This window comes from Pseudomonas sp. Tun-23181, assembly GCF_057415455.1.
Genome location: NZ_CM171630.1, coordinates 2,893,126 through 2,914,427 on the forward strand (window position 1 = coordinate 2,893,126; position 21,302 = coordinate 2,914,427).

Annotated in this window: 18 protein-coding genes and 1 pseudogene; 10 read left to right on the top strand and 9 right to left on the bottom strand. The window is 55.9% G+C overall.

Going from position 1 to position 21,302, the window contains the following annotated elements:
* Positions 1-55: 55 nt before the first annotated feature.
* Positions 56-5,551 carry a trifunctional serine/threonine-protein kinase/ATP-binding protein/sensor histidine kinase gene (locus tag ACDI39_RS13785; RefSeq protein WP_225788728.1) on the bottom strand — a complete coding sequence of 1,832 codons (5,496 nt, stop codon included), beginning with the start codon at positions 5,549-5,551 and terminating at the stop codon, positions 56-58.
* A gap of 72 nt (positions 5,552-5,623) precedes the next feature.
* Complete coding sequence (locus tag ACDI39_RS13790; protein WP_225788729.1) at positions 5,624-6,286, bottom strand: response regulator transcription factor; 663 nt, start codon at positions 6,284-6,286, stop codon at positions 5,624-5,626.
* 276 nt (positions 6,287-6,562) lie between these two features.
* Here ACDI39_RS13790 and ACDI39_RS13795 point away from each other — a divergent pair, with 276 nt between their 5' ends.
* From ACDI39_RS13795 to ACDI39_RS13815, 5 genes and pseudogenes are all read left to right on the top strand, one after another.
* Entirely contained in the window at positions 6,563-7,576 is a 1,014-nt protein-coding gene (locus ACDI39_RS13795) for a GlxA family transcriptional regulator (protein WP_253079884.1), read from the top strand.
* 513 nt (positions 7,577-8,089) lie between these two features.
* Entirely contained in the window at positions 8,090-8,479 is a 390-nt protein-coding gene (locus tag ACDI39_RS13800) for a response regulator transcription factor (RefSeq protein WP_225788731.1), read from the top strand.
* Positions 8,480-8,738: 259 nt separating this feature from the next.
* Complete coding sequence (locus tag ACDI39_RS13805) at positions 8,739-9,941, top strand: NAD(P)/FAD-dependent oxidoreductase (RefSeq protein WP_225788732.1); 1,203 nt, start codon at positions 8,739-8,741, stop codon at positions 9,939-9,941.
* Positions 9,942-10,020: 79 nt separating this feature from the next.
* A complete protein-coding gene (locus tag ACDI39_RS13810) occupies positions 10,021-10,944 on the top strand; it encodes an MBL fold metallo-hydrolase (RefSeq protein WP_225788733.1) in 924 nt (307 codons plus the stop codon).
* Positions 10,945-11,211: 267 nt separating this feature from the next.
* A pseudogene (locus ACDI39_RS13815) lies at positions 11,212-11,604 on the top strand (transposase); the annotation flags it as partial.
* On the opposite strand, the gene tnpB reads toward ACDI39_RS13815, so the two are convergent.
* From tnpB to ACDI39_RS13835, 4 genes are all read right to left on the bottom strand, one after another.
* A complete protein-coding gene (gene tnpB / locus ACDI39_RS13820; protein WP_225788734.1) occupies positions 11,527-11,901 on the bottom strand; it encodes an IS66 family insertion sequence element accessory protein TnpB in 375 nt (124 codons plus the stop codon). The pseudogene ACDI39_RS13815 and the gene tnpB overlap by 78 nt on opposite strands.
* A complete protein-coding gene (locus tag ACDI39_RS13825; protein ID WP_225788735.1) occupies positions 11,898-12,230 on the bottom strand; it encodes a transposase in 333 nt (110 codons plus the stop codon). Before ACDI39_RS13825 ends, tnpB begins: the two co-directional genes overlap by 4 nt.
* A 73-nt stretch (positions 12,231-12,303) precedes the next feature.
* Positions 12,304-12,426, bottom strand: a complete 123-nt coding sequence (locus ACDI39_RS13830) for a hypothetical protein (RefSeq protein WP_262923563.1) — start codon at positions 12,424-12,426, stop codon at positions 12,304-12,306.
* Positions 12,427-12,593: 167 nt separating this feature from the next.
* The gene (locus tag ACDI39_RS13835) at positions 12,594-13,613 is read right to left on the bottom strand and encodes an AraC family transcriptional regulator (RefSeq protein WP_225788736.1); all 1,020 of its coding nucleotides are present in this window, start codon (positions 13,611-13,613) and stop codon (positions 12,594-12,596) included.
* Here ACDI39_RS13835 and ACDI39_RS13840 point away from each other — a divergent pair.
* Complete coding sequence (locus tag ACDI39_RS13840; protein ID WP_225788737.1) at positions 13,612-14,577, top strand: oxidoreductase; 966 nt, start codon at positions 13,612-13,614, stop codon at positions 14,575-14,577. The two genes, ACDI39_RS13835 and ACDI39_RS13840, sit on opposite strands and share 2 nt — an antisense overlap.
* Before the next feature lie 218 nt (positions 14,578-14,795).
* Positions 14,796-15,539 carry an SDR family NAD(P)-dependent oxidoreductase gene (locus ACDI39_RS13845; RefSeq protein ID WP_225788738.1) on the top strand — a complete coding sequence of 248 codons (744 nt, stop codon included), beginning with the start codon at positions 14,796-14,798 and terminating at the stop codon, positions 15,537-15,539.
* 633 nt (positions 15,540-16,172) lie between these two features.
* On the opposite strand, the gene ACDI39_RS13850 is transcribed toward ACDI39_RS13845, so the two are convergent.
* The gene (locus tag ACDI39_RS13850) at positions 16,173-16,829 is read right to left on the bottom strand and encodes an inovirus Gp2 family protein (RefSeq protein WP_225788739.1); all 657 of its coding nucleotides are present in this window, start codon (positions 16,827-16,829) and stop codon (positions 16,173-16,175) included.
* A 532-nt stretch (positions 16,830-17,361) separates the two neighbouring features.
* Complete coding sequence (locus ACDI39_RS13855; RefSeq protein WP_181126733.1) at positions 17,362-17,562, bottom strand: helix-turn-helix transcriptional regulator; 201 nt, start codon at positions 17,560-17,562, stop codon at positions 17,362-17,364.
* Positions 17,563-17,884: 322 nt separating this feature from the next.
* Between ACDI39_RS13855 and ACDI39_RS13860 the strand changes: the two genes are divergently transcribed.
* The 3 genes from ACDI39_RS13860 to ACDI39_RS13870 all read left to right on the top strand — a co-directional run bounded on the left by ACDI39_RS13860 (position 17,885) and on the right by ACDI39_RS13870 (position 20,327).
* Positions 17,885-18,733, top strand: coding sequence for a hypothetical protein (locus ACDI39_RS13860; protein WP_225788740.1), 849 nt, complete (start codon positions 17,885-17,887; stop codon positions 18,731-18,733).
* 190 nt (positions 18,734-18,923) lie between these two features.
* Positions 18,924-19,247 carry a hypothetical protein gene (locus tag ACDI39_RS13865; RefSeq protein ID WP_225788741.1) on the top strand — a complete coding sequence of 108 codons (324 nt, stop codon included), beginning with the start codon at positions 18,924-18,926 and terminating at the stop codon, positions 19,245-19,247.
* 111 nt (positions 19,248-19,358) lie between these two features.
* Positions 19,359-20,327: a DUF932 domain-containing protein gene (locus ACDI39_RS13870; protein ID WP_225788743.1), complete on the top strand. Its 969-nt coding sequence runs from the start codon at positions 19,359-19,361 to the stop codon at positions 20,325-20,327.
* 505 nt (positions 20,328-20,832) lie between these two features.
* On the opposite strand, the gene ACDI39_RS13875 is transcribed toward ACDI39_RS13870, so the two are convergent.
* Positions 20,833-21,114, bottom strand: a complete 282-nt coding sequence (locus ACDI39_RS13875) for a type II toxin-antitoxin system mRNA interferase toxin, RelE/StbE family (protein WP_410896927.1) — start codon at positions 21,112-21,114, stop codon at positions 20,833-20,835.
* Positions 21,115-21,302: the final 188 nt, after the last annotated feature.

A 21,302-nucleotide genomic window follows, 5' to 3' on the forward strand; every position in this document is an offset into this window, starting at 1 on the left:
CTGACGGCTTGACGCTAGCGTCAAGGTCAAGCTCTGATGGTTATTGAATGCGGCGTCATGCACTCGTCGTAAGAAGCGCAGGCAAGGAGAACTGCATCACCGCGCCACGAGGCAGATTGCTGCTGGCCCAGAGCCGACCAGCATGGCTGTCGACGATCGAGCGGCAGATCGACAAGCCCATGCCCATGCCAGAGGCCTTGGTGGTATAGAACGGTGCGAAGAGAAGATCGTTATTGCCATCGACAAACCCCGGCCCAGTGTCGCTCACTCTCACTCGTACACCGCCCCCCTCGTACCCGGTGCTAACCACCAACTGGCGTTCTCCGATAGGGACAGCCTCCATAGCTTCGATAGCATTGACGATCAGGTTGAGCATCACCTGCTGCAACTCGACCCGATCCCCCTCCACTTCCGGCAAGTCTTCTGCAAGCTCAACCCGAACCACAGTGCGGGACTTGGCGGCCTCGCCTCGACTGAACTCGACCATCTCGAGCAAAGCCGCTCCGAGGTCTACCGGTTGTTTCTGCGGTGGTGTCTTCCGAATCAATTGGCGGATGCGTCCTAGCACCTCGGCAGCCCGGTTGGCGTCCTTGATAATGCGCCCCAGCACCTGATTAACTTCACCAAAATCCGGGGGATCTGCTCTAAGCCAGCGTAAGGCGGCATTAGCATTGGTCACGGTGGCGGCGATCGGCTGGTTTACCTCATGGGCGATGGACGCCGCCAACTGCCCCATGGTTGCCACACGGTTGGCATGAGCCAGCTCCGTCTGCACTTCGCGATAACGGCGCTCACCCTCACGTACTCGCTCCTCAGCCTGCTTGCGCTCAGTGAGATCGAGCACAAAGGCCACTCCCTCCTGTAAGTTCGCCTCAAAAGCAGCCAGACCAACAATCACCGGCACCCGGCCACCGTCCTTGCGGATGTACTCTTTTTCAAATGGGTTAGCACGCCCGGTACGTATGGCGACAGCCAGCGCTTTTTCACTCTCGCTACGACACTCTGACGGCGTCATGTCGTGCCAACGCACGCGCCCGGACATCAGCTCGTCACGCTCATAGCCGACCATCCGCAGGAACGCGTCGTTGGCCTCGATTATCTCGCCGTCTGCACTCCAGACGACGATGCCAATAATGTTTGCGTCTACCAACCGGCGGATCTTCGCTTCACGCTCGGCTACATCGCGATAAAGACGTGCGTTTTCCAGCGAGATCGCTGCCTGCGAAACCAGCAGCCGTAACACGGCGATCCGTCCCGGATTGAATACATTGGCCGAGAGGTTGTTTTCCAAGTAAAGCGCTCCGGTGAGCTTGGCTTGGTTCACCAGTGGCATACAGAGAATTGAGCGAGCACCATGCTGGTAGATATACGGATCGGCAGTGAAGGCAGGGTCAATCATGGCGTCCTCCAGGCACAAGCTCTCGCCGGTACGCAATACCTGATAGAGCACTGACTCCGCCAGCACAGTCGAACTAATCGGCTCGTTGCACAACAGCATCGCACCCTCGCCGACGGTAGCCTGTGCGGCAATTCGCAGTTCGCCCGCATCCGCCAAGACCAAAAATCCGCGCTCGGCACCAGCCTGCTCGATAGCCGTGCGCATCACCATGTCGATCAGCTTCTCTAGGACGATCTCCCCCGAGGCCGCCTGGGACACCTTAAGGACCGTAGCCAGGTCGAGGTGCTCAACCGACGTGGCGATAGTCGCGGTTGGGCCAGGCACAAGCTCTTCAGTACGTAGATAGCGGTGACGCTCCTCCAACTGTCGTACCTTACCGTCAGCGCCCCAGCGTCGGTAGCCGTAACACGCATCCTGCAGATAGACACGGGCAACTTTGTTCAGACCGCGTGTGCCGTAGAAACGTCCTGCCAGCTCGTTTGCCAGCGCCTCGATCTGGACAAAGCCATGGTCCTGAGCCTGGCGGATGGCCTCTTCGTAAAGAAGCTCAGCCTCAATCATCCGCCCCTCGACGCGGGCGATTTCGGCCCCCACCAACGCCAACCGGCAAGTGAAGGACTCCGAGCATTGCTGCGCCCATTCCTGCAATTGCACATGATGGCCGGACAGGTCCCGCAGACGGCTGAGCTGATCGTCGGAGGAGACAGAGTCGAAGGTGGCTGTCAGTGTCAGCGCCGCGTGGAAGTGATACTCGGCTTCTTCTGTAAAGGACGCTACGCCCCACAGGAGCGCCTTCGCCTGCGCCACGCAGTGCAATGCCACACTGTAGTCACCTGCCATGTAGCGCGCCTGCAGCTTGCGTATCCAGTACTTGGCTGCCGCCAGAACCAAACCAGGAGTGCGATCCAGGTGTGCTTCGAAACGCTTTTCGTCGAACAGCTCATCGTCGAAACAACCGAAAGTCGAGGTCCGTCCGCGAAGCGTTCGAATCAGTGCCAACTGCGTGCTGATAAAATCCACCACGAGACCGAAGTGAATTTTCTGCGCATAAGCAAGACCTTGCTCCGCCTCCTGGTGCACCTGAGCCAGCGACTCACCAAGAAATAGCACATCGGAAATATGGCCATTACCCGCGTAGGCAGCGTAAGCCAAATCACCGACTCGGTTGGCGGCTACGAAAGCCCGGCGCAGAAGATCCCGGCACTCTCGCACCGGCCTCATCCAGCGCACTACGAACATCGAGAAACACAGATAGGTGCGTGCCTCATGGCGACTCAGGCCACGCCTGTCGACTAACTCGCAACCCAGTCGACCAAATCGGTAGCCTGACTCGTAATCACCGAACCGGTGACCGGCAACTCTCCCCATATTTGCATAGAGCATGCAGGAGGCGTCGCCATTGCCCCGCTCCAGGCTCCAACTGACGGCCTTGCAGATAGTAATACAGGCCAGGTTGGCGTCGCTTTGCAGGGCTGGAGCAAATAGCTTACCGAGGGCATCGAGCGTCGCCAGAGAGGCGGCGTCCTCCATGAGCGGCAGATCGATCAGTTGTTCGATACTGCGCTCTCCCAACTGTTTCCAGATCTGCTGATACTCCCGACGCACTTGTTCATCGTCGGGGTGGGCTGACCAGTTAATTCCAACTGTACGAAGATAAGCCAAACAAACAGCAACTGCGCTGTCACTGCGGTCCTGCAGGAGGTATACGTCCATCTGCAGGCAGGCTACTGCCGCCTGCTCCACCGTGCTTACGGCACGCGACGTGAGGGAAGCGAGACGATCTTCGGACTGTTCAAGCTGACCGGTGAGGAATTCGCATTCGGCTCGGTTGATTTCCAAAGCAAAGCACAAATCGTGGCGACGCGCCCAGCAATCTCCGTCGAGTAGTTCCGCCCCCACTCCCAGGTAGGACAGCGCCGAGCTATAGGCGCTGGAGGCTTTGGCACGCTGCCCGGCCAACAGGTTGAACTCGGCCAACTGTTCACGCTCAGCACGGGTTTCGATTAGCCGGGCGCCACGGTTAAGCTGACCGACAATTTCAAAGATATCATCTTCACGCCGCTCCATAGGTGTCTGCTCAGCCAGCAAACGGCCGATACGTAGGTGCGTCTCGTCACGGGCAGCGTCAGCGATAAGCGAATATGCTGCCTCCTGAATACGGTCATGGACGAATGCGCACACGCCCTGTTGGCACTCCACCAGTTCCTGGCGCACCGCGGGCCAAAGTATTGAGTGCACTCGAGGAGGCGGTAGGTCAAGCATGGCCGCTAAGGTATCGATCTGCGCCCTGCTGCCCAGGCAAGCTAATTGCTGCAGAGCCAAACGGGTTTCCAGTGGCAGACGCACCAACTTACCCACCATCAAGTCGACAACGTTGTCGGTGTAACCCTTGGCGTGGATACGCTCTGCATCCCAACGCCAGCGACGGGCTGTGTGGTCGTAGGTAAGTAGCTCTTCCTCGATTAGCGATTGGAGGAACTGGATTATAAAAAATGGGTTCCCGGCCGTTTTGTCCTGCACCAGCCGGGCGAGTGACACGATACTCGGTGGGGGGCAGCGCAGGGACTCGGCGATCAGTTGCTCGATGTGCACACGGGCCAGGGGCTTAAGGCGGATCTCATCAATGCGCACACCAGCCTGTCGGATAGCTTGCAACTTGCCCGTCAGCGGATGATAGGCATCTACCTCATTATCACGGTAGGCGCCCACCAACATCAGGTGGTGCAACTCAGCGTGAGTCAGCAAGTCCTCCAGCAAATCAAGAGTCGCTGCATCCAGCCACTGCAGGTCATCGAGGAACAGTACTAACGGGTGATCTTCGCGGGCGAAAACACCAATGAAACGACGCAGTACCAGCAGGAAACGGCGCTGCGCCTGCTGCGGCTCTAGTTCTGCCACCACCGGCTGTTCACCGATAATTAAACGCAACTCGGGAATCAGGTCGGTGATAAGCCGGGCATTGGACTCTAGCGCCGCCAACAGAGCATCACGCCAGCCCTCCAGCACTTCGACATTTTTGCCCAGCAACGTGCGTACCAGTCCTTGGAACGCCTGTACTAGTGTCGAATAGGGAATGTCGCGCTTGTACTGGTCGAACTTACCGGCAGCGAATAACCCGCGTGGTTGCACCAGTGCCTTGTGCAACTCATTGACCACCGAGGACTTGCCGATCCCGGAGTATCCCGACACCAGCACCAGCTGAGGTGTGCCGTTGGCGACAACGCGCGCGAAGGCGTCAACCACCCTCGCTACCTCATATTCTCGACCATAGAGTTTCTCGGGTACCCACAAGCGATCGAATGTGCCGTACTCGTCGAGCGTGAAGGCCTTGATCCGCCCTCTTCTCTGCCAGTCATCCAAGCACCGACGTAAGTCGTACTCGACACCTACGGCGCTCTGATAGCGCTCCTCAGCGGTCTTGGCCAACAACTTGAGCACAATCTGCGAGAGCATCTGCGGTACGCTGCTGACACGCTCGTTCGGTGGTTGCGGTTTATGTGCAATGTGACAGTGCACCCACTCCATCGGGTCGCTGGCGGTAAACGGCAGGGTTCCGGTGAGCATCTGGTAGAGAACCACGCCGAAGGCATAGAGGTCGCTACGCGAGTCTATGGAGCGATTCATCCGCCCGGTCTGTTCCGGAGCCATATACGCCAGGGTGCCAGCGATGGTCTCCGGAGACTCGGGGGCCTGTCTCTGTCGCGGCAATCGTGAGGCAAGACCGAAGCCGGTTAGGCGTACCTGGCCATCAGTGCAGTTGACTTGAATATGGTTGGGTTTGAGGTCCCTGTGCACCAGACCACTCTGATGCAGATGGCGCAACGCAACAGCGATCTCGATGGCCAGACGCAGGAATGTTTGGGTTTCCAAGGGACAGAGCAGCAGGTTTGACAGCGGCTCGCCGCCGGGATCACCAAGCAACAGGCGTGTCTGCCCCTCTTCATAATGGAGCGCTTGCGGCCGCAGTGCCCAGGCACTGTCCAGTTCCTCTCGCAGACTGTACTCATGCGCTAGCCGCTCAAGAGTCGCAGGTAATGGATGTTCAGCAACAGGACATACCACCAGTACGTCGGAATCGCCACAACCAGGCTGACAACTGCGTAAGAGGACCCGCTCACCGTCGTCCCACAGAATCTTCTGTTTGATGGCCATAGATCTCGACCTCTGAAGAGGGCTGTCCCCAACTGGTGGTCAGCGAGTGCTCTGAAAAAGGCCTGGCAGGTCTCAGATCGTTCTCTGCATTGGCTTTACGCCCAGCGCCTCAGCCATGCGCACCAGATCGGCGACGGAGCGTGCAGCTAACTTCCTCATGACATGACCACGATGCACTTTTACGGTCACCTCACTGAGGTTGAGTTCGGCAGCGATCTGCTTGTTCATCAACCCGGCAATGACGAAGCGCAGCACATCGCGTTCTCGCTGGGTCAGTGAGTCAAACGCTTTACGTAGAGCAGCGCTGGACCTCTCGACCTGTAAGCGCTCACCATCGCGGGCCAGGCCGCTGGCCACAGCATCGAGCATATCCTGGTCACGGAAGGGCTTAGCGAGGAAGTCGACGGCGCCAGCCTTCATCGCTTTGACCGTCATGGCAATATCGCCATGACCTGTCATAAACACGATGGGCATACGCGCACCGCTCTTCTCCATCTGCTCCTGAAATGCGAGCCCACTTTCACCACGCAGGCGTACATCAAGGATCAGGCAACTGGGGACATCACGCCTGGCGCAGGCAAGAAATGCCTGAGTGGAGTCGAAAGTCTGCACCTGTAGACCGATGGAACGCAGTAGGCCATCGAGGGCAAGACGCATGGACTCATCATCATCGACCACATAGACCACCGGCTCTTTCAAGCTATCCGGCGGACTGGAATGGGACGACGAGTTCATCTTGCCTCCTGAAGCCGCAGCACTCGCGGTGTGCAGGCAAAAAATCTAATATATGAAAGGGGCTGCGGTAAAGCGTGAACCCGTTGGCCAATAAGGCTAGACCTTCGATATTCCGAAAGTCACCATGAACCCGCTCATTGCGATGCTATAAGTAAGGCTAGCCTGGAGAGGTGAAGCGCCACCAGGCCAAAAAACCCTGAATATCGGCCAATCCGCCCTTTAACCACCAGGACAATGCCCCTCTTTCGATAGCTCCCTTGAACAGGCTGATCTCAAATGGCAAGCGCCTTTGCCCCCCCTTACCCACTCCCTGCGACGACACCGATAACCGTCGCCTTCGTCGCCTACCCACAAATGGGCCTGCTAGACCTCAGCGGTGCCCAGACCGTGTTCTGGGCCGCCAGCAAGGCCCTGGCCCAGCGCGACCTGCCCGGCTACCAACTGCTGACTACGAGCCTACGCGGTGGGTTGGTGAGTACCGTTGAGGGGTTGTCGGTAGATACCAGTGCCCTGGACCAACTCGATCTCTCCACCGTCGATACTCTGGTGGTTCCCGGCGCACCGGACATTTGCGAAGCCCTCGATAGCCATAGTGAGTTGGTGGCCTGGTTAAATCACGCAGCGCCCCGTGTACGGCGCGTGGCATCGGTGTGCAGCGGCGCCTTCTTGCTGGCCAAAGCAGGGTTGCTTGACGGCTGTCGCGCCGCGACCCATTGGGCCATGTGTGACACCCTGCAACAGCGCTTCCCTGCATTGGAAGTAGATGCCGATGCGATCTATATCCAGCAAGGAGCTGTATGGACTTCAGCGGGTGTAACCGCGGGCATCGACCTGGCATTGGCGTTGGTAGAAACCGATTGCGGTCGGGACATCAGCATGCAGGCTGCACGGGAACTGGTGGTTTATCTCAAACGCCCTGGTGGACAGGCGCAGTACAGCACGTTGCTGCAATTGCAAACCCAGGACAGCCCGGCGTTCGACGAGTTGCACCTTTGGCTAACGGAGAATCTAGGTGACCCGGAGCTGTCCGTGGAACGCCTAGCGGAGCAGGCGAAAATGAGCCTGCGCAACTTCTCCCGCGTGTACAAACAGCGGACCGGGCGTACACCGGCCAAGGCCATCGAACTTTTCCGCCTGGAAGCGGCGAAACGCCTGCTGGAAAACTCCTCACGCAACATAGAGCAGATCGCCCGCGTTTGCGGTTTCGCGGACGAGGAACGATTGCGCAGTACTTTCCAGCGTCACCTGTCGATCTCCCCGCGCGACTACCGCAACCGCTTTACCCGCTAAATTTGCTTTGCTCAAATCAGCATCAAGAAATATGCCGCCGTCGCTCATGAAAGAAGAATGCCGGACGCTCATGCCTGCCTTGGATTAATCGACCCGCTTTGCGGCAACCGTCGCTGACAGGTAGTTCCCGTATGCGACGTTGTGAGAGATGTGTCTTAGTCGAAAAGGTGGCTCAATATTTGGCAACCCGTGGCCAAGCTGCTGCATCATCCGGCACGACAACCCGCATTTTTTGCTCATGGGTTCATCTGTGTGATGCGCTTGAACCCAAGCCTCCCCTCGCTGCTCCAGTTCATTATCCACGAGCAACGAGCTTGCTTATGCTCGATTTCAAGACTGGGTTCCGCAGACATATAAATTGGCCCATGGACACCAACAAAACCATCAACGCCATACAACACACTATAATACCTATACCAAATGATTACTCAGCTATACCTAGGTATACTTCTATGACTTTCTCGACAGCGTATCTTTCAAATATGGCAGAAACCGCCACGAGTAAGCCACAGGATGCAAAAGACAAATACTCGCAATAAAGCAGTCATTGCAGTGGTCGACGACGACGAGTCCCTTCGCACTGCGCTGGAAAGTCTACTGCGTGCTAGTGGCTATCAGGCATACATTTACAGTGGTGCACGAGAATTTCTCGACTCAGAATATCTGGAGCTGGCCAGTTGTTTGATCTCTGACGTCCAGATGCCGGGCATGTGCGGTGTAGAGCTCCTTGAGGCGCTGCGCACCCGGGGCTTGAACACACCTGTGATATTTATCACCGCCTACCCCGGAGAAAGACCGTACATCGGTGCGGAGACCCCAGGAGTGGTTGCTTGCCTGCCCAAGCCTTTCGAAGCCGAGCAGTTATTGGACTGTATCGAGTTCGCTCTAGACCTAAATTCATAAGTCACTGCCCTCTGAAAAATAACTACCACTCTTACTCCCGCGCACTGCCCCCTATCGATACCTTTGTATAGCCATCTTTAACTAATGGGTACTGTCCTCACACTGATGTAGAAGTGCCAACTAAAGTTTTCCTTCCTAGCATGGACTTATAGCGTGCAACTGCATGCGGAACACAGCCTCCGCGCCCCTAAGTCAGCGTCACGCCGAATTTGAAGAAAAATCTTCGAGGTTATCGATCAATTTGAGTCAGGAGAATATTATGAAACGAAAACTTCTGGTTATTGGTGCAGGCTTCGGTGGACTGTGGAGCGCTTTGAGCGCCGCTCGCTTACTGGACATGCACGGCCGCAGTGATGTGGAAATTACCCTGCTGGCCCCCCAGGCCGAACTGCGCATTCGCCCGCGTTTTTACGAACCCGACGTACGCAGTATGTTCGCCCCGCTGACTGACCTGTTCGGCGCGGTAGGCATACGTTTCGTCAAAGGCACCGCCAAAAGCATCGACGAACAGTCCCGCAAGGTCACCTATCACGATGAAACCGGCTGCTCCGCCGAACTGGACTACGACCGCCTGGTACTGGCAAGCGGTAGCCAACTGGCGCGCCCACCTGTCCCTGGTCTGAAAGAGCATGCTTTTGACGTTGACCAGATCGAATCGGCGGCGCACTTGGAAAACCACCTGTTGTCACTGCGCAACCAGCCGGAAAGTCGCGCACGCAATACAGTGGTGATCGCAGGAGGTGGCTTTACTGGCATCGAGACCGCCACTGAAATGCCGGCCCGGCTACGCGCGATTCTGGGAGGCGAGCAGGACATACGCGTGGTCATTATCGACCGTGGCGAGAGTATTGGGGCGGCGATGGGCGACGGCATTCGACCGTCTATCATCGAGGCCTCCGACAGCTTAGGTATCGAATGGATCACCGGTGCCACGGTTTCCGCGGTGGACGCCCTGGGAGTTAGTCTCGCAGATGGACGCCACATCGAGAGTCACACGGTGATCTGGACTGCTGGCTTTCGCGCCAGCCCACTGACCGAGCAGTTGACTGCCCAGCGTGACGGCCAAGGGCGCCTGTACGTAGATGGAAACCTCAAGGTTCGGGGACTGCAGAACATATTTGCCGCAGGCGATGTGGCCTATGCCGCCACCGACGATATCGGCAACTTCGCCGTGATGTCCTGCCAACACGCCATCAGCCTGGGCCGCCATGCTGGCAACAATGCTGCCGCCGACCTACTGGACGTTGCTCCAACCCAATACCGCCAACCCAAGTACGTCACCTGCCTCGACCTGGGCACGTGGGGTGCCGTGTACACCGAAGGCTGGGACCGCCAACTAAAGCTTGTGAAAGCGGAAGCCAAGGAACTCAAGACGCAGATCAACACCATGTGGATCTACCCGCCAGCCGCAGAGCGGGACCTCGCCTTGGCCGCCGCCGATCCTCTGATCCCTGTGGCCTGATTGCCCACCTGCACTTCCTCGCTCTGAGGAAGTGCTACACGCCTGATGAATTCGACCTAAAAGCGATAGGAGAACAACCATGACCATGCACCTGAAAACCTTTGCCCAGCCAGGTACAGCCTCCCCCACTCAAGACCTGGTACCTTCACGCTACGCCCTGCGCGTGGGCGAGATCGACGTGCTGGTAGTCAGCGACGGTGTGCTGCCGCTACCTACTGAGACGATGTCCACCAACGCCGACCCGGCTGAGCGCGCGGCGTGGTTCAAGGAGATGCATCTGGGGCCAGACATGTTTGACTGGGCGCTGAACGTGCTGGTAGTACGTAGCGGTGATCAAATTATTTTGGTGGACGCAGGCCTAGGCAACCAGTTTCCAGGCTTTCCCCGTGCAGGTCAGTTCCCAAAGCGTCTGAAGGATGCGGGTATCGAGTTGTCGTCAATAACCGATATCGTGATCACCCATATGCACATGGACCATATCGGTGGTCTGCTCGTCGACACGGTGAGAAACGGCTTGAGCCCTGACGTGCGTATCCACGTTACTGCTACCGAAGTCGACTTCTGGAAAATCCCTGACTTCACCCTAACCGAGATGCCACAGCCTGTACCGGATGTACTGCGCCGTACTGCCAACGAGTTTATGGCCTACTACCAAAGCCGCCTGTACATCTTCGAAGACGAGTACGAAGTGGCGCCGGGCGTAGTGGCGAAACTCACTGGCGGCCACACTCCCGGCCATTGCATCGTCTACGTGAATTCTGGAGGAGAACGCCTGACCTTTGCCGGCGACGCACTATTCCCTGTAGCGTTCGATCATCCGGAATGGCACAACGGTTTTGAACACGACCCGGAAGAGTCCGTCCATGTCCGTGTACGCCTGCTGCGCGAGGCCGCAGCGAGCGGCGAAGTGTTCATCGCCACTCACCTGCCCTTCCCATCTGTAGGCCGGGTGGCGCTGGATGGTAATGCCTTCCGCTGGATCGCCGGCTTCTGGGACTATTGACATCCCACAATGCGACCACCCTCTGCCTGCATCGTCCGTTTCTTTCTAACGATTTCGGAACAGGGGGGTTGCCGTTTCGAGTGGCAACTATCGGCGGCAAAATGCTGCCCCACCGTACGAAGCGGATCCCGGTTCAGAGCAAGCCAATACACCTCTTAACACCCATTTCAGGGTGACGGTGTAACTGCCTTTAGGGAAACTCTGAAGAAGACTTCCGGTTTCTGGTGAAATACGCCGATCCCGTTGAGCGAATACCCCAATGAAGAGATGACTTTCACCGACGCCGAGTACGCCGACAAGCGCAAGCAGACCCGCAAGGAGCTGTTCCTGAGCGAGATGGATCAGGTGGTGCCATGGAAGGGTTTGATTGCCTTGATCGAACCGCACTACCCCAGGGGTGAAGGTGGTCGCCCGGCATATCCGTTGATGGCGATGCTGCGCATACATCTGATGCAGAACTGGTTCGGCTACAGCGACCCGGCGATGGAGGAAGCCCTGTATGAGACCACCATCCTGCGTCAGTTCGTCGGCTTGAGCCTGGAGCGCATTCCCGATGAAACCACCATCCTCAACTTCCGCCGTTTACTGGAGAAACACGAGTTGGCGGCTGGGATTCTGGCGGTGATTAATGGTTATTTGGGCGACCGTGGTCTGTCGCTGCCAAGGTAACCCCACGATAAGCGCCTGAACTTGCTCGCTGTCCAGTTCCACTTGAGAGCCGTGACGAATGCCCGGCCAGTGGAATTTGCCCTGGTTGAGTCGGCGTGCCGCCAGCCACACGCCAACGCAGTCATGTACCAACACTTTTATCCGGTTGGCGCGACGGTTGGCGAAGAGATAAGCGCAGTGCGGCTTCGCCGCACCGAAGACCGCGACAACACGGGCCAAGGCCGTTTCGGTGCCGGCGCGCATGTCCATCGGCTCGGTGGTAAGCCAGATGGTATCGGTGCGGATCATCGCAACAGTTCTCGAAGAAAGCTTGCGCAGGCGGCTGCGCTGTCCACTGGCCAAGTCATCTTGATGGGTGTACGCGGGTGCTGGATTTCACGGCTAATAGTGGAGGGCTGAGCATGCGTGCCAGCGCCGAGCATCTGACGCTGCAGCGGGATGAACGGAGGTTGAAGCGCTACGTTTTTTTGATTGTGCAGCCGAATCCATTTGTGGACGAGGTCGGCATTGAGGCTGTAGCCCAAAGCGATGTTTGCGATGGAGGCGCCAGGCTCGGCGCACTCCTGGATAACCTGGGCTTTGAAGGATTTGCTGTAGGTACGGCGCTGAGGGTGCATGGAAGATCCGCTTGATGGGCCAGAAATGGTGTCCACTTAAATTAGGTGGACACCAGGCCCTTCGGCGGTTGCGTCAGGAAGATGTGTTGGCTGGGCGGATACCCAGTAGCGGCTTCTCGCTCAGTTGTATCGTCAGCTCCACCAGCTTGTTGGAAGCTTGAGGGGACAGCTTGAAGTAATCAAGACGGTTGTTCATGGCGGTCACTCACAGTGGGTTGATGTTTGCTGGAACCTACTGTAGCCACGCGTGGCCTAGTCACACAGAGTCAAGAAGAGACCTTCCAACTAAGCCATGCTCAGATCCGAGAATTGTAGATCTTGATCTGCGACCTTCCAGCGTGGATGCCAACGTGCGCAGGGCTACTATTGAACGCCTTCACGTATTGCCTCTCGCCGATATTGCCCTGGCGATTTTCCGTGAACCCGGCGAAAGGCGACTCCAAAAGCAGCGTCTGACAGATAACCCAATGAGGCCGCCACGGTCGCCACACTGTCCCGGCTCGCATATAACCTAGAGGCGGCAACTTGCATGCGCCAGCGAGTCGCGTACTCAACAGGAGAATGTCCCACGCGGTGCTTGAAGAGTGCCGCGAAGCTGGATCGCGACATGCAAGCGATCTCCGCCATCTGCGCCAACTTCCAGGATTTCTCCGGGGCACCGTGAATGGCACGCATTACGTTGGCGATGGCAGGGTCGCGCAGGCCTCCCAGCCAGGCAAGGTCGGCGATATCGGCAGTGTTGATGTGATGTCGCAACGCGTGGACGAAAATCAGACGAAGCAGGCCATTACACATGGCGTTGGCGCCGGGTTGCGCTGATTGCCATTCCCTGTCCAGCTCATCCAGCAGCCAGGCGAACGACGAAGCGGCTCCCGAGGTTGCATGGATGATGATCGCAGGTGGCAGCAGCGACAGCAGCTCGCTTGCGCCAGCATTGATCAGACTCACACTGCCGCCCAATAACTCCACATCGTCACCGGCACCCAAGGTGGCGAGTGTGCTGGACTGGGCGAAGGCATCGGACGCATTGACCGCATCGCCTTCCGGATCGCTCGCCAAAATGAACGGGGTGCGGGATATCACGAAGCAGTCGCCCGTCTGCAAGTGGCGCGCCGGGCTGCCCTCGATGCGCAGCCAGCACTGTCCCCGCCGAACGACGTTGAATTTGAGTTCAATCGGACGAAAACGCAAGGCCCATTGCCCACCCGCCTGCAGGCACACGGAGCAGGCGACGCGGAGCCCGGCCAGCGCGAGGACATCGGATAAGGGATCTAAGACGGGATTTTGGATGATCAAGACAGAAACCTGGATTATCTTAACTATTTCGTCCAGGCATCTTAAAGAACAATGAGCGTCAAAGCCAAGCAACGAGGAGCCGCTCATGACAACGCCTCAAAAAACTGTTCTTTCACCTTTTTCCGCCGCCAGTACCGCGACCGAGGTCATGGCCGGAGTGAATCTCGCCGGGCATCTCGCTGTTGTCACCGGTGGGTATTCCGGCCTGGGGCTGGTCACCGCCAAAAGTCTGGCCCGCGCAGGTGCCAAGGTCATTGTCCCGGCCAGAGACCCAGATCGTGCGCGCAAGGCCCTGGCGGGCGAAGAGCGTATCTCTGTCCACGCGATGGATCTGATCGATGCCGATTCCATTCAGACGTTCACCGGTCAGGTCGTGCGGCGCGGGCAACCGCTCTCGTTGTTGATCAATTGCGCGGGCGTCATGGCCTCGCCCCTGGCACGAGATGTCGATGGGCACGAAAGTCAGTTCGCGATCAACCATCTGGGGCACTTCCGTCTGGTAAGTGGGTTGTGGCCAGCACTTGTTGCAGCTGGCACTGCCCGGGTGATCTCGTTTTCATCGCGAGGCCATCAGATTGCCGGTGTCGACTTTGATGACATCGACTTCATCCATCGTCCCTACGACAAATGGGCCGCGTACGGTCAGTCAAAAACCGCCAACGCACTGTTCGCCATAGGTCTCGACCAACGCGGTTCTGGCCAGGGCGTGCGAGCTTTCTCCCTTCACCCCGGTCAGATTCTGACTAACTTGGGACGTCACCTGAGCAGCGCCGAGATCGAGGCGTTTGACGTCTTTGATGAGAACGGCCAGCAAAGAAACGCACCGGAGATCGGCCTCAAAAACCTGGAACAGGGGGCGGCAACGGGACTGTGGTGCGCGACCAGTTCGGCATTGGAAGGCAAGGGCGGTGTCTATTGCGAAGACTGTAATGTCGCGCCGATCAACAACTCCGAGGCAGGTCGCAGGGGGGTAGCGCGATGGGCGGCCAATCCCGAGTTGGCAGAGCAGCTCTGGCGCATTTCTGAAGAGTGGACGGGAATGTCACTTTGAAGGAGAGCTAGTGCGACACGATTTTTCTGCCCTCTCAGGAACTCGCGAATAAAGCTACTAATGAGTGTCAAAAAAACTCGACATTAGTCATTTTGACAAGAATAGCTCGTTGTTAAGTTGACTCTATAAATCGCCAGCCCTTTGATTATTATGAAGTTTTAGGTTGGCATGAAATATGAGGATGCTGGGTGGGTCTTTTACTATTCAAGAGTTGAAACATGACAATTGAGTTCGACAATCGCGTGGCAGTGGTAACTGGGGCGAGTTCAGGTATCGGTCTGGTAGTCGTTCAACGATTACTCAGTCAAGGAGCGAATGTAGTGGCGATGTCCCGTAGCCTGGGCGGGCTGGCTACGCTCAAAGAGATGCATGGTGATCGCCTTCATATCGTCAGGGGCGATGTGACAGTAAGTTCGGATCTTGAGCAGCTTGCACACTGCGCCTCCAGAATCGGGCCTGTAGATTTTCTCGTGCCGAATGCAGGCGTCGCTGTACTTGAAGACAGCTTGGAGAGTAAGGGATTTGAGCGAAACTGGGCCACGAATGGTGCTGGTGCGCTTAACACGCTTTCAGCTTTGCGAGCCCAGTTGGCGAGGCCCGCGTCAGTTGTATTTGTGGGGACTTTCCTTTCCATGTTGGCCTTCCCAGGCTTGGCCGGCTACATCGCGTCGAAATCAGCACTGACGGCGCATGCACGAACGTTGGCCGTCGAACTGGCTGAGGCAGGAATTAGAGTGAACGTTGTATCACCAGGGCCAACCGCTACTCCGATCTGGGGATCATTAGGGTTGGATAATGCGACGTTGTCTTTTGTGGCAGATAAGGTCAACCAACGTTTGCTCGAAGGTAACTTTCTTGAGCCAGAAGCGGTGGCAGATGTGATTCTGTTCCTTCTGTCCGAGCGAGCACGCAGCATCTACGGCCAGGATATTGTTGTAGATGGTGGTTATACCTTGCAGTAGTGGTAAGGGACGCAGAGAGGTCGTAGTGACCTGTTTCCGTTGGATATTGTGCCCTCTCGGCCTCTCATTTTCCTTCCTCTGACGCTGCCTCGATTGGTGTGATCAACGCGGGCCCTTGATTACGAACATTCCCTACATCCTTGCTCACTTTGTACCAATGAAATTCCTCCGCTGGCAGGCAGAGTTCGACGGCGATCTTAGCCGCACGCTCGGGTGATGTCTCCCTGCTTCTCCTGTGTTTCTGTAGAGCTAAGCCTGGCGCACTGCCGGGAATTTCAGGACAGGCGAACTGCTCGCGCAGCGACCAGCAGGTACAGCCATCGCTGACGTACGGGCTTACCGGTCGCGCGGAGACTCCCCTGAAGAAAGTCGAATGCAAGCGTTCTATTGCTTCCTGTTCACCTACTCCAAGTCGACAAGGGTAATCGACAGTGACCATTCACGTACAGCGGCATATTGCCATTAGTCACCATTGGATAGTGCCATTGCCAAAACCGCGGTGAATGCAATAACCAGCCTGCGACGAAATTGATGAAGGTGATCTGGAGCATTGCGACGATCTCCAGCCCGGTCAATCACTCAACTAGGCCAGAGTTCATAGCCTGACAAGCCAGGGTCTCAGCAGTAACTACATCACCCCCGACTGCATCCAAAGCCATGCTGGCCATTTCCATAGGCTTTGGAAGCGACCTTGCACAGGTAACTGGCACGATGGAACAGGCCGGACAACGCCCCAGTGTCCCCGCGATCCACCCTGTACGCCGGGTTGTCCGGGACCTCCACCAGACCTGCCACCTGATCGACCTGCAGCCTCAAGGCACTGGCCCACGCCTCCTGCAAGCGACTGATCATGTTGGCGTTATCAGACTGCAGTTTCCCCACCGTGTAGAAGGCATTTCGATTGAGCAGAATCAGAACGTGATAATGCGGCCGGTGCCCTGTCCCCTCCTCCCTGGCCCATACGTAACGAACCTTACACCCATGAGCGTAGAGATACCGCTCACGGGCCTTCAGTCGGTTGTGCTCGATCTTGGCCTTGAACGATTCAATAAATCTGCTGATGACTTGGTTGGTGTATGCGTAATCAGGCAAGTCGATACCGATTGGCAGACGTAGATCGATTCTAAAGGCTAACAGTCTCGGATACTGGCTAAGCGCGTTTTCAACGGTGCGTTTCAATGCAGCCAAGTACTCAGTTACAAATGGCCCCTTCTTGATCATGACTGGAAGACCTTCAAACAGATCGCCAGCGTGAATGTGAAGGTTGGTGTTATCGGGATGACGCAGCATGGTAACCACTCTCTTTGCTAAGACTCATATACTCAGCAAGCGTGGTATTTATTTACGAGTTACACGGCGCCAACCTTCCCTACCCAAACATCCTGCACATCACCTAACCTGAAGAGAAAATCACTAGGGAGATAAGTGCTTGGGTAGCATGTGATGCACTGGGTCGCCCTAGGCACCAAGGGGTCTGCTAGGGAGTAGATAGCCTTCAGACAGAAAATATCATGCCAAGCATTGGATAGATATAGAATCAGCGGTACGAGTAAGCATTAGCCATTCTCACATCATGATGGATATAGATACAGACAGCCATCAGCAGAAGCAAGTATCAGCCGCCCTAACAGCACAATTGATAGTTACTTAATAAAAGCATACTACCCATACCGAGAACAAAATGACAACACATACCCACCAATACCGACCAAACCATTATTAAAAACCAGCAAATACCTCACTCATTCAACTCCGGCAAAAAACCATCATGATCCGACATCAACCAGATCATGATGGCGACTATGCTCGTCAACGCAAATTATCAGCTAGCCAGGCCTAAAGCTTTATCACGCTCAGCCACCTTAGCGAGAATCCAGTCGTGAACTTCGCTTTCTAGCCAGCCGACGCATCGATCCCCTAACGGCACCGGAATTGGAAACTGACCTTCTGCGATGTACTTATAAATCGTGGATCGGGAAAGACCAGTAAGATCCATGACCTCTTTCAGGCGGATTATCCTCATGAACGTAGCTCCTGTATTCGTCCAGAGGATTGGCAAGGCCAGTAAAATTTGACGGACGACGAACCCACCCCACACCTTGTCGGCACGCCACCCCCTCGCCATCCGTCCATTGCCTCCTACCCTCAGCACCCCTCTGGGGGATCATGTTCGTCTCAGAGGACTTGCCTTTTTCAAACGTAAATAGCCACAAACACACCTACAGACCCAGTGAAATTGTGTATCCAAGAGAATTTTGCACTACTAGAGTACGCCTAGATTGACTCGATAATCACGATAGTGTAAATCTAGCCTCTTCCTTGAGTTTGCATAGAGTGATCCTAGTATGGCGATACGTTACAACGATGAGTTAAGCCAGGTTCTCGGCGATTCCGAGTACAGCGAGCGCCATGACATATGGCTTTGGTACACACTCGTTTTCTTCGAAAAAAGTTTCAATAAAGAAGCACTCCCAGACTATGGAATGCGAGACAAGATGGCTCGATATCTCCAAGCAAACAAATGGAAGGTCGATCCACTATTGCAAAGAAGACGAGAGCAACTCACCCCCAAGAAACACCTAGAGTGGATCACGAACGAACGTCGACTAGTGGAATGGCTAACAAAAGAAATTCAAAACTCAACCAAGCACAGCCAACTTAACTTCCCCTTCAATCTTTCTGGAAGGGATCTCCCTATAGCAATACTTGACGTCTGGAAACGAGACCTTACCGAAAAGACATCTCTAATCAAAAATCTGGAGCAGCGGTGGCGTGAGCACAAAATCCACGACAAAAAATACTCATGGTTTAAAGACGACAATCAAAAATGCTCACTCGCTTACGAGTGGCTACAAAAGAACACATACCTCTCCATCTTCCGCACGCCCATCGAAACATATGAGGACCTACTGATCTTTTTCGACAACGCGAACTACACCTCCGAACAAGAAGAACTTTATATTGGGAAAATTAAAAAACTATGGAACCAAAGAAAATACAGAAGCACACTAAAGGGAAAGTCACAATATAACTTTGTCCTGTCAGACAAGACCGTCGAGACGCTAGACAAAATATCAGAACAACACGAAATCAGTCGAGCACGAGCACTAGAAATACTCGTAGAAATAGAGGCTAAAAAGGGCTTATACATCTCAGAAAAGCTGCAAAACTCCAAACTGCTTCGCAACACTTAGCCCAAACCAGACATAACGACCGAAATATACCAACGCCAAGCCTATCAATGCTAAGCAGGCAACCACTTCCAGCCAGAAACCAACAGCAAATTAGATTCAAATAATTTTCAAACCTATATCATTAATTTGAAGACCTAGCAGTAGGCCTTCTCCCACGGTTAAATCGGCCTGATATAGGAAAATTTCTCTCATGAACTGTCCCGTATGTAGTTCTGCACGCATTGCAACGAAGGATCTCGGCAAAAAGGCCGGTGGTGTCATCGGATCGATTGGTGGTGCCGCCAGTGGCGTGTCCAGCGTACTAGCGGGTGCCGAGGCTGGCGCGACTGTCGGTGCTTTTGCCGGCCCTGTCGGCATCGCCCTGGGCGGTATTACCGGAGCCATTTTCGGAGGGCTCGTAGGTGGCGCCTCCGGAGCGGTAGCTGGTGCAGCGATTGGCTCTCAAATCGATGAGAGAGTGCTGAACAATTACCAGTGCCTGGAATGCGGGCACGAGTTCAGCCTCTACGACTGACGCCCCGCGATCCCTATTCCGCTTATCCGCCCCCTTTCCACTCCCTATTTCTGCCGGTGCTGTGCAATGCGCAGCGCTTTATGCCGGCTATTGCTCAAAGGAATATCTTCCATGGCCCATCAAATCGAACAAATGGCCTATGTTGGGACTACTCCCTGGCACGGCCTGGGCAACAATCTGCCGCGTAAACAATCCATTGAAGTCTGGCAGCGCGAAGCCGGTATGAACTGGCAAATCTTGGAAAGCCCTGTGCACTTCAAGTCGGATGCCGTCGGCCACCTGGGGGCCATTCACTCCTTCCCTGAGCAAAAGGTCCTCTACCGCTCAGACACCAAGGCGCCGCTGTCGGTGGTTTCCCAGCGCTATCACACGGTACAACCTCGGGAGGTCTTGGAATTCTACCGCGACCTGACCGAGGTCTCCGGCTACGAGCTGGAAACAGCCGGCGTGCTCAAGGGCGGTCGTAAGTTCTGGGCGCTGGCGCGTACCGGACAAGGATCTGCCCTCAAGGGCAACGACCAGGTCAACGGTTACCTGCTGTTGGCCACGTCCTGCGACGGTACATTGGCCACGACGGCAACGCCGACCACTGTGCGCGTGGTGTGCAACAACACCCTCACTGTCGCTTTGGACGGTACTACACGTGCGATCAAGGTGCCGCACAACACCCGCTTTGATCCGAAGGCGGTAAAGAAGCAACTCGGCATCGCCGTCTCGCAATGGGACGACTTCATGGATCGCATGCGTGCTCTGGCCGAACGCAAAGTGCAGTGGCATGAGGCCTTGGGTTTTTTCATGAACGTGATGTGCGAAACCTCACCGACCGGCAACTTGCCAGAAAGTCTGCCGAATGAGCGCGCCTTGCGCAAAGTGCAGGAGCTGTACGAAGGACGTGGACGAGGCAGCCAATTGGACTCAGCTCGCGGCACTGCTTGGGGCCTGCTCAACGCGGTAACCGAATATGTCGACCACGAACGTCGTGCGCGTAGCAATGAGTACCGGCTGGACTCAGCCTGGTTCGGACAGGGCGCGCAGATCAAGCAACGCGCTCTGGATGCCGCCCTGCAATTGGTCGCTTGACCACTTTGCATCTGACTCCCGGCCAACCATGCCAAGGTTGACCGGGAGGTTTTGGGTAGGAGTGTTCTTCACTCTGCGCGACCTCCTCGGCAAAAACGATCTTCACAATGCTATCAATGGTTATCGATGGGCCCCAAGGCCTTGACGGCTGTACGCACGAAGGTTGATGCCAAAACGGGTGTCCGGCGCCGAGTGTAGCTGAGCAACAGCCATCGCCCCCCATCAGCAAGGGGCATGATCAGAATGCCCTGGGTGCACAGCGAAAAAACCTTACCAATCCATCTGCGACAGCCTAAATGAACATAAGCCCATCTACCAAGGCTTCCATCCCCCGGAGTACGACAAGCTAGACTGCAAAAGCACGAGCCAAAATGCCGTTCAAAACGCCCACATGGAACCCGAGGCCAGGATGTGGGTCATAGTGTGGGTCAACATAACAAATAATCATAATATCATTTTAAATCATGTAGTTATAAACACAAAAGGCCGACCACAAGCCGGCTTTTTAATTTGTCCTGTCCCGTCCTGAATAAGGTTTACACCTTTCCCCCGAGAAACTGGAGACCTCGCCTCGCTCGCCTTTGCCCATCGACACCACCACCCGCTCATCCTCGACGCGATAGACCAGGCGGTGGCCGAAAGCCTTCAGCTTGATCTTGTAGTGACCCGGTATGTCGGCCTGCACACGAGGCGTCTGCAGGCGTTCCCTGAGCCTCGTGATCCACCCGCGCACCGTATTCATGGCGCAAGAGAAGAATTCCAGCCTATAGGCCATCCAGCCATGCAAGCCCCATCTCCTACTCGATCGCTGAGTCCTGTCATTGCGCCTCAGCCTGCATGACAGGTGCGTCCAGACCGGGTTGAACCGTCACGCGAACCTGACAGATCTGTAATGCCGGGCTCAGCTTCCTGAAAGCGCAGGCTCGCTAACGTAGCCAAGACAGTGACCCGCTGCGGAACAACGGATGAGCTTGC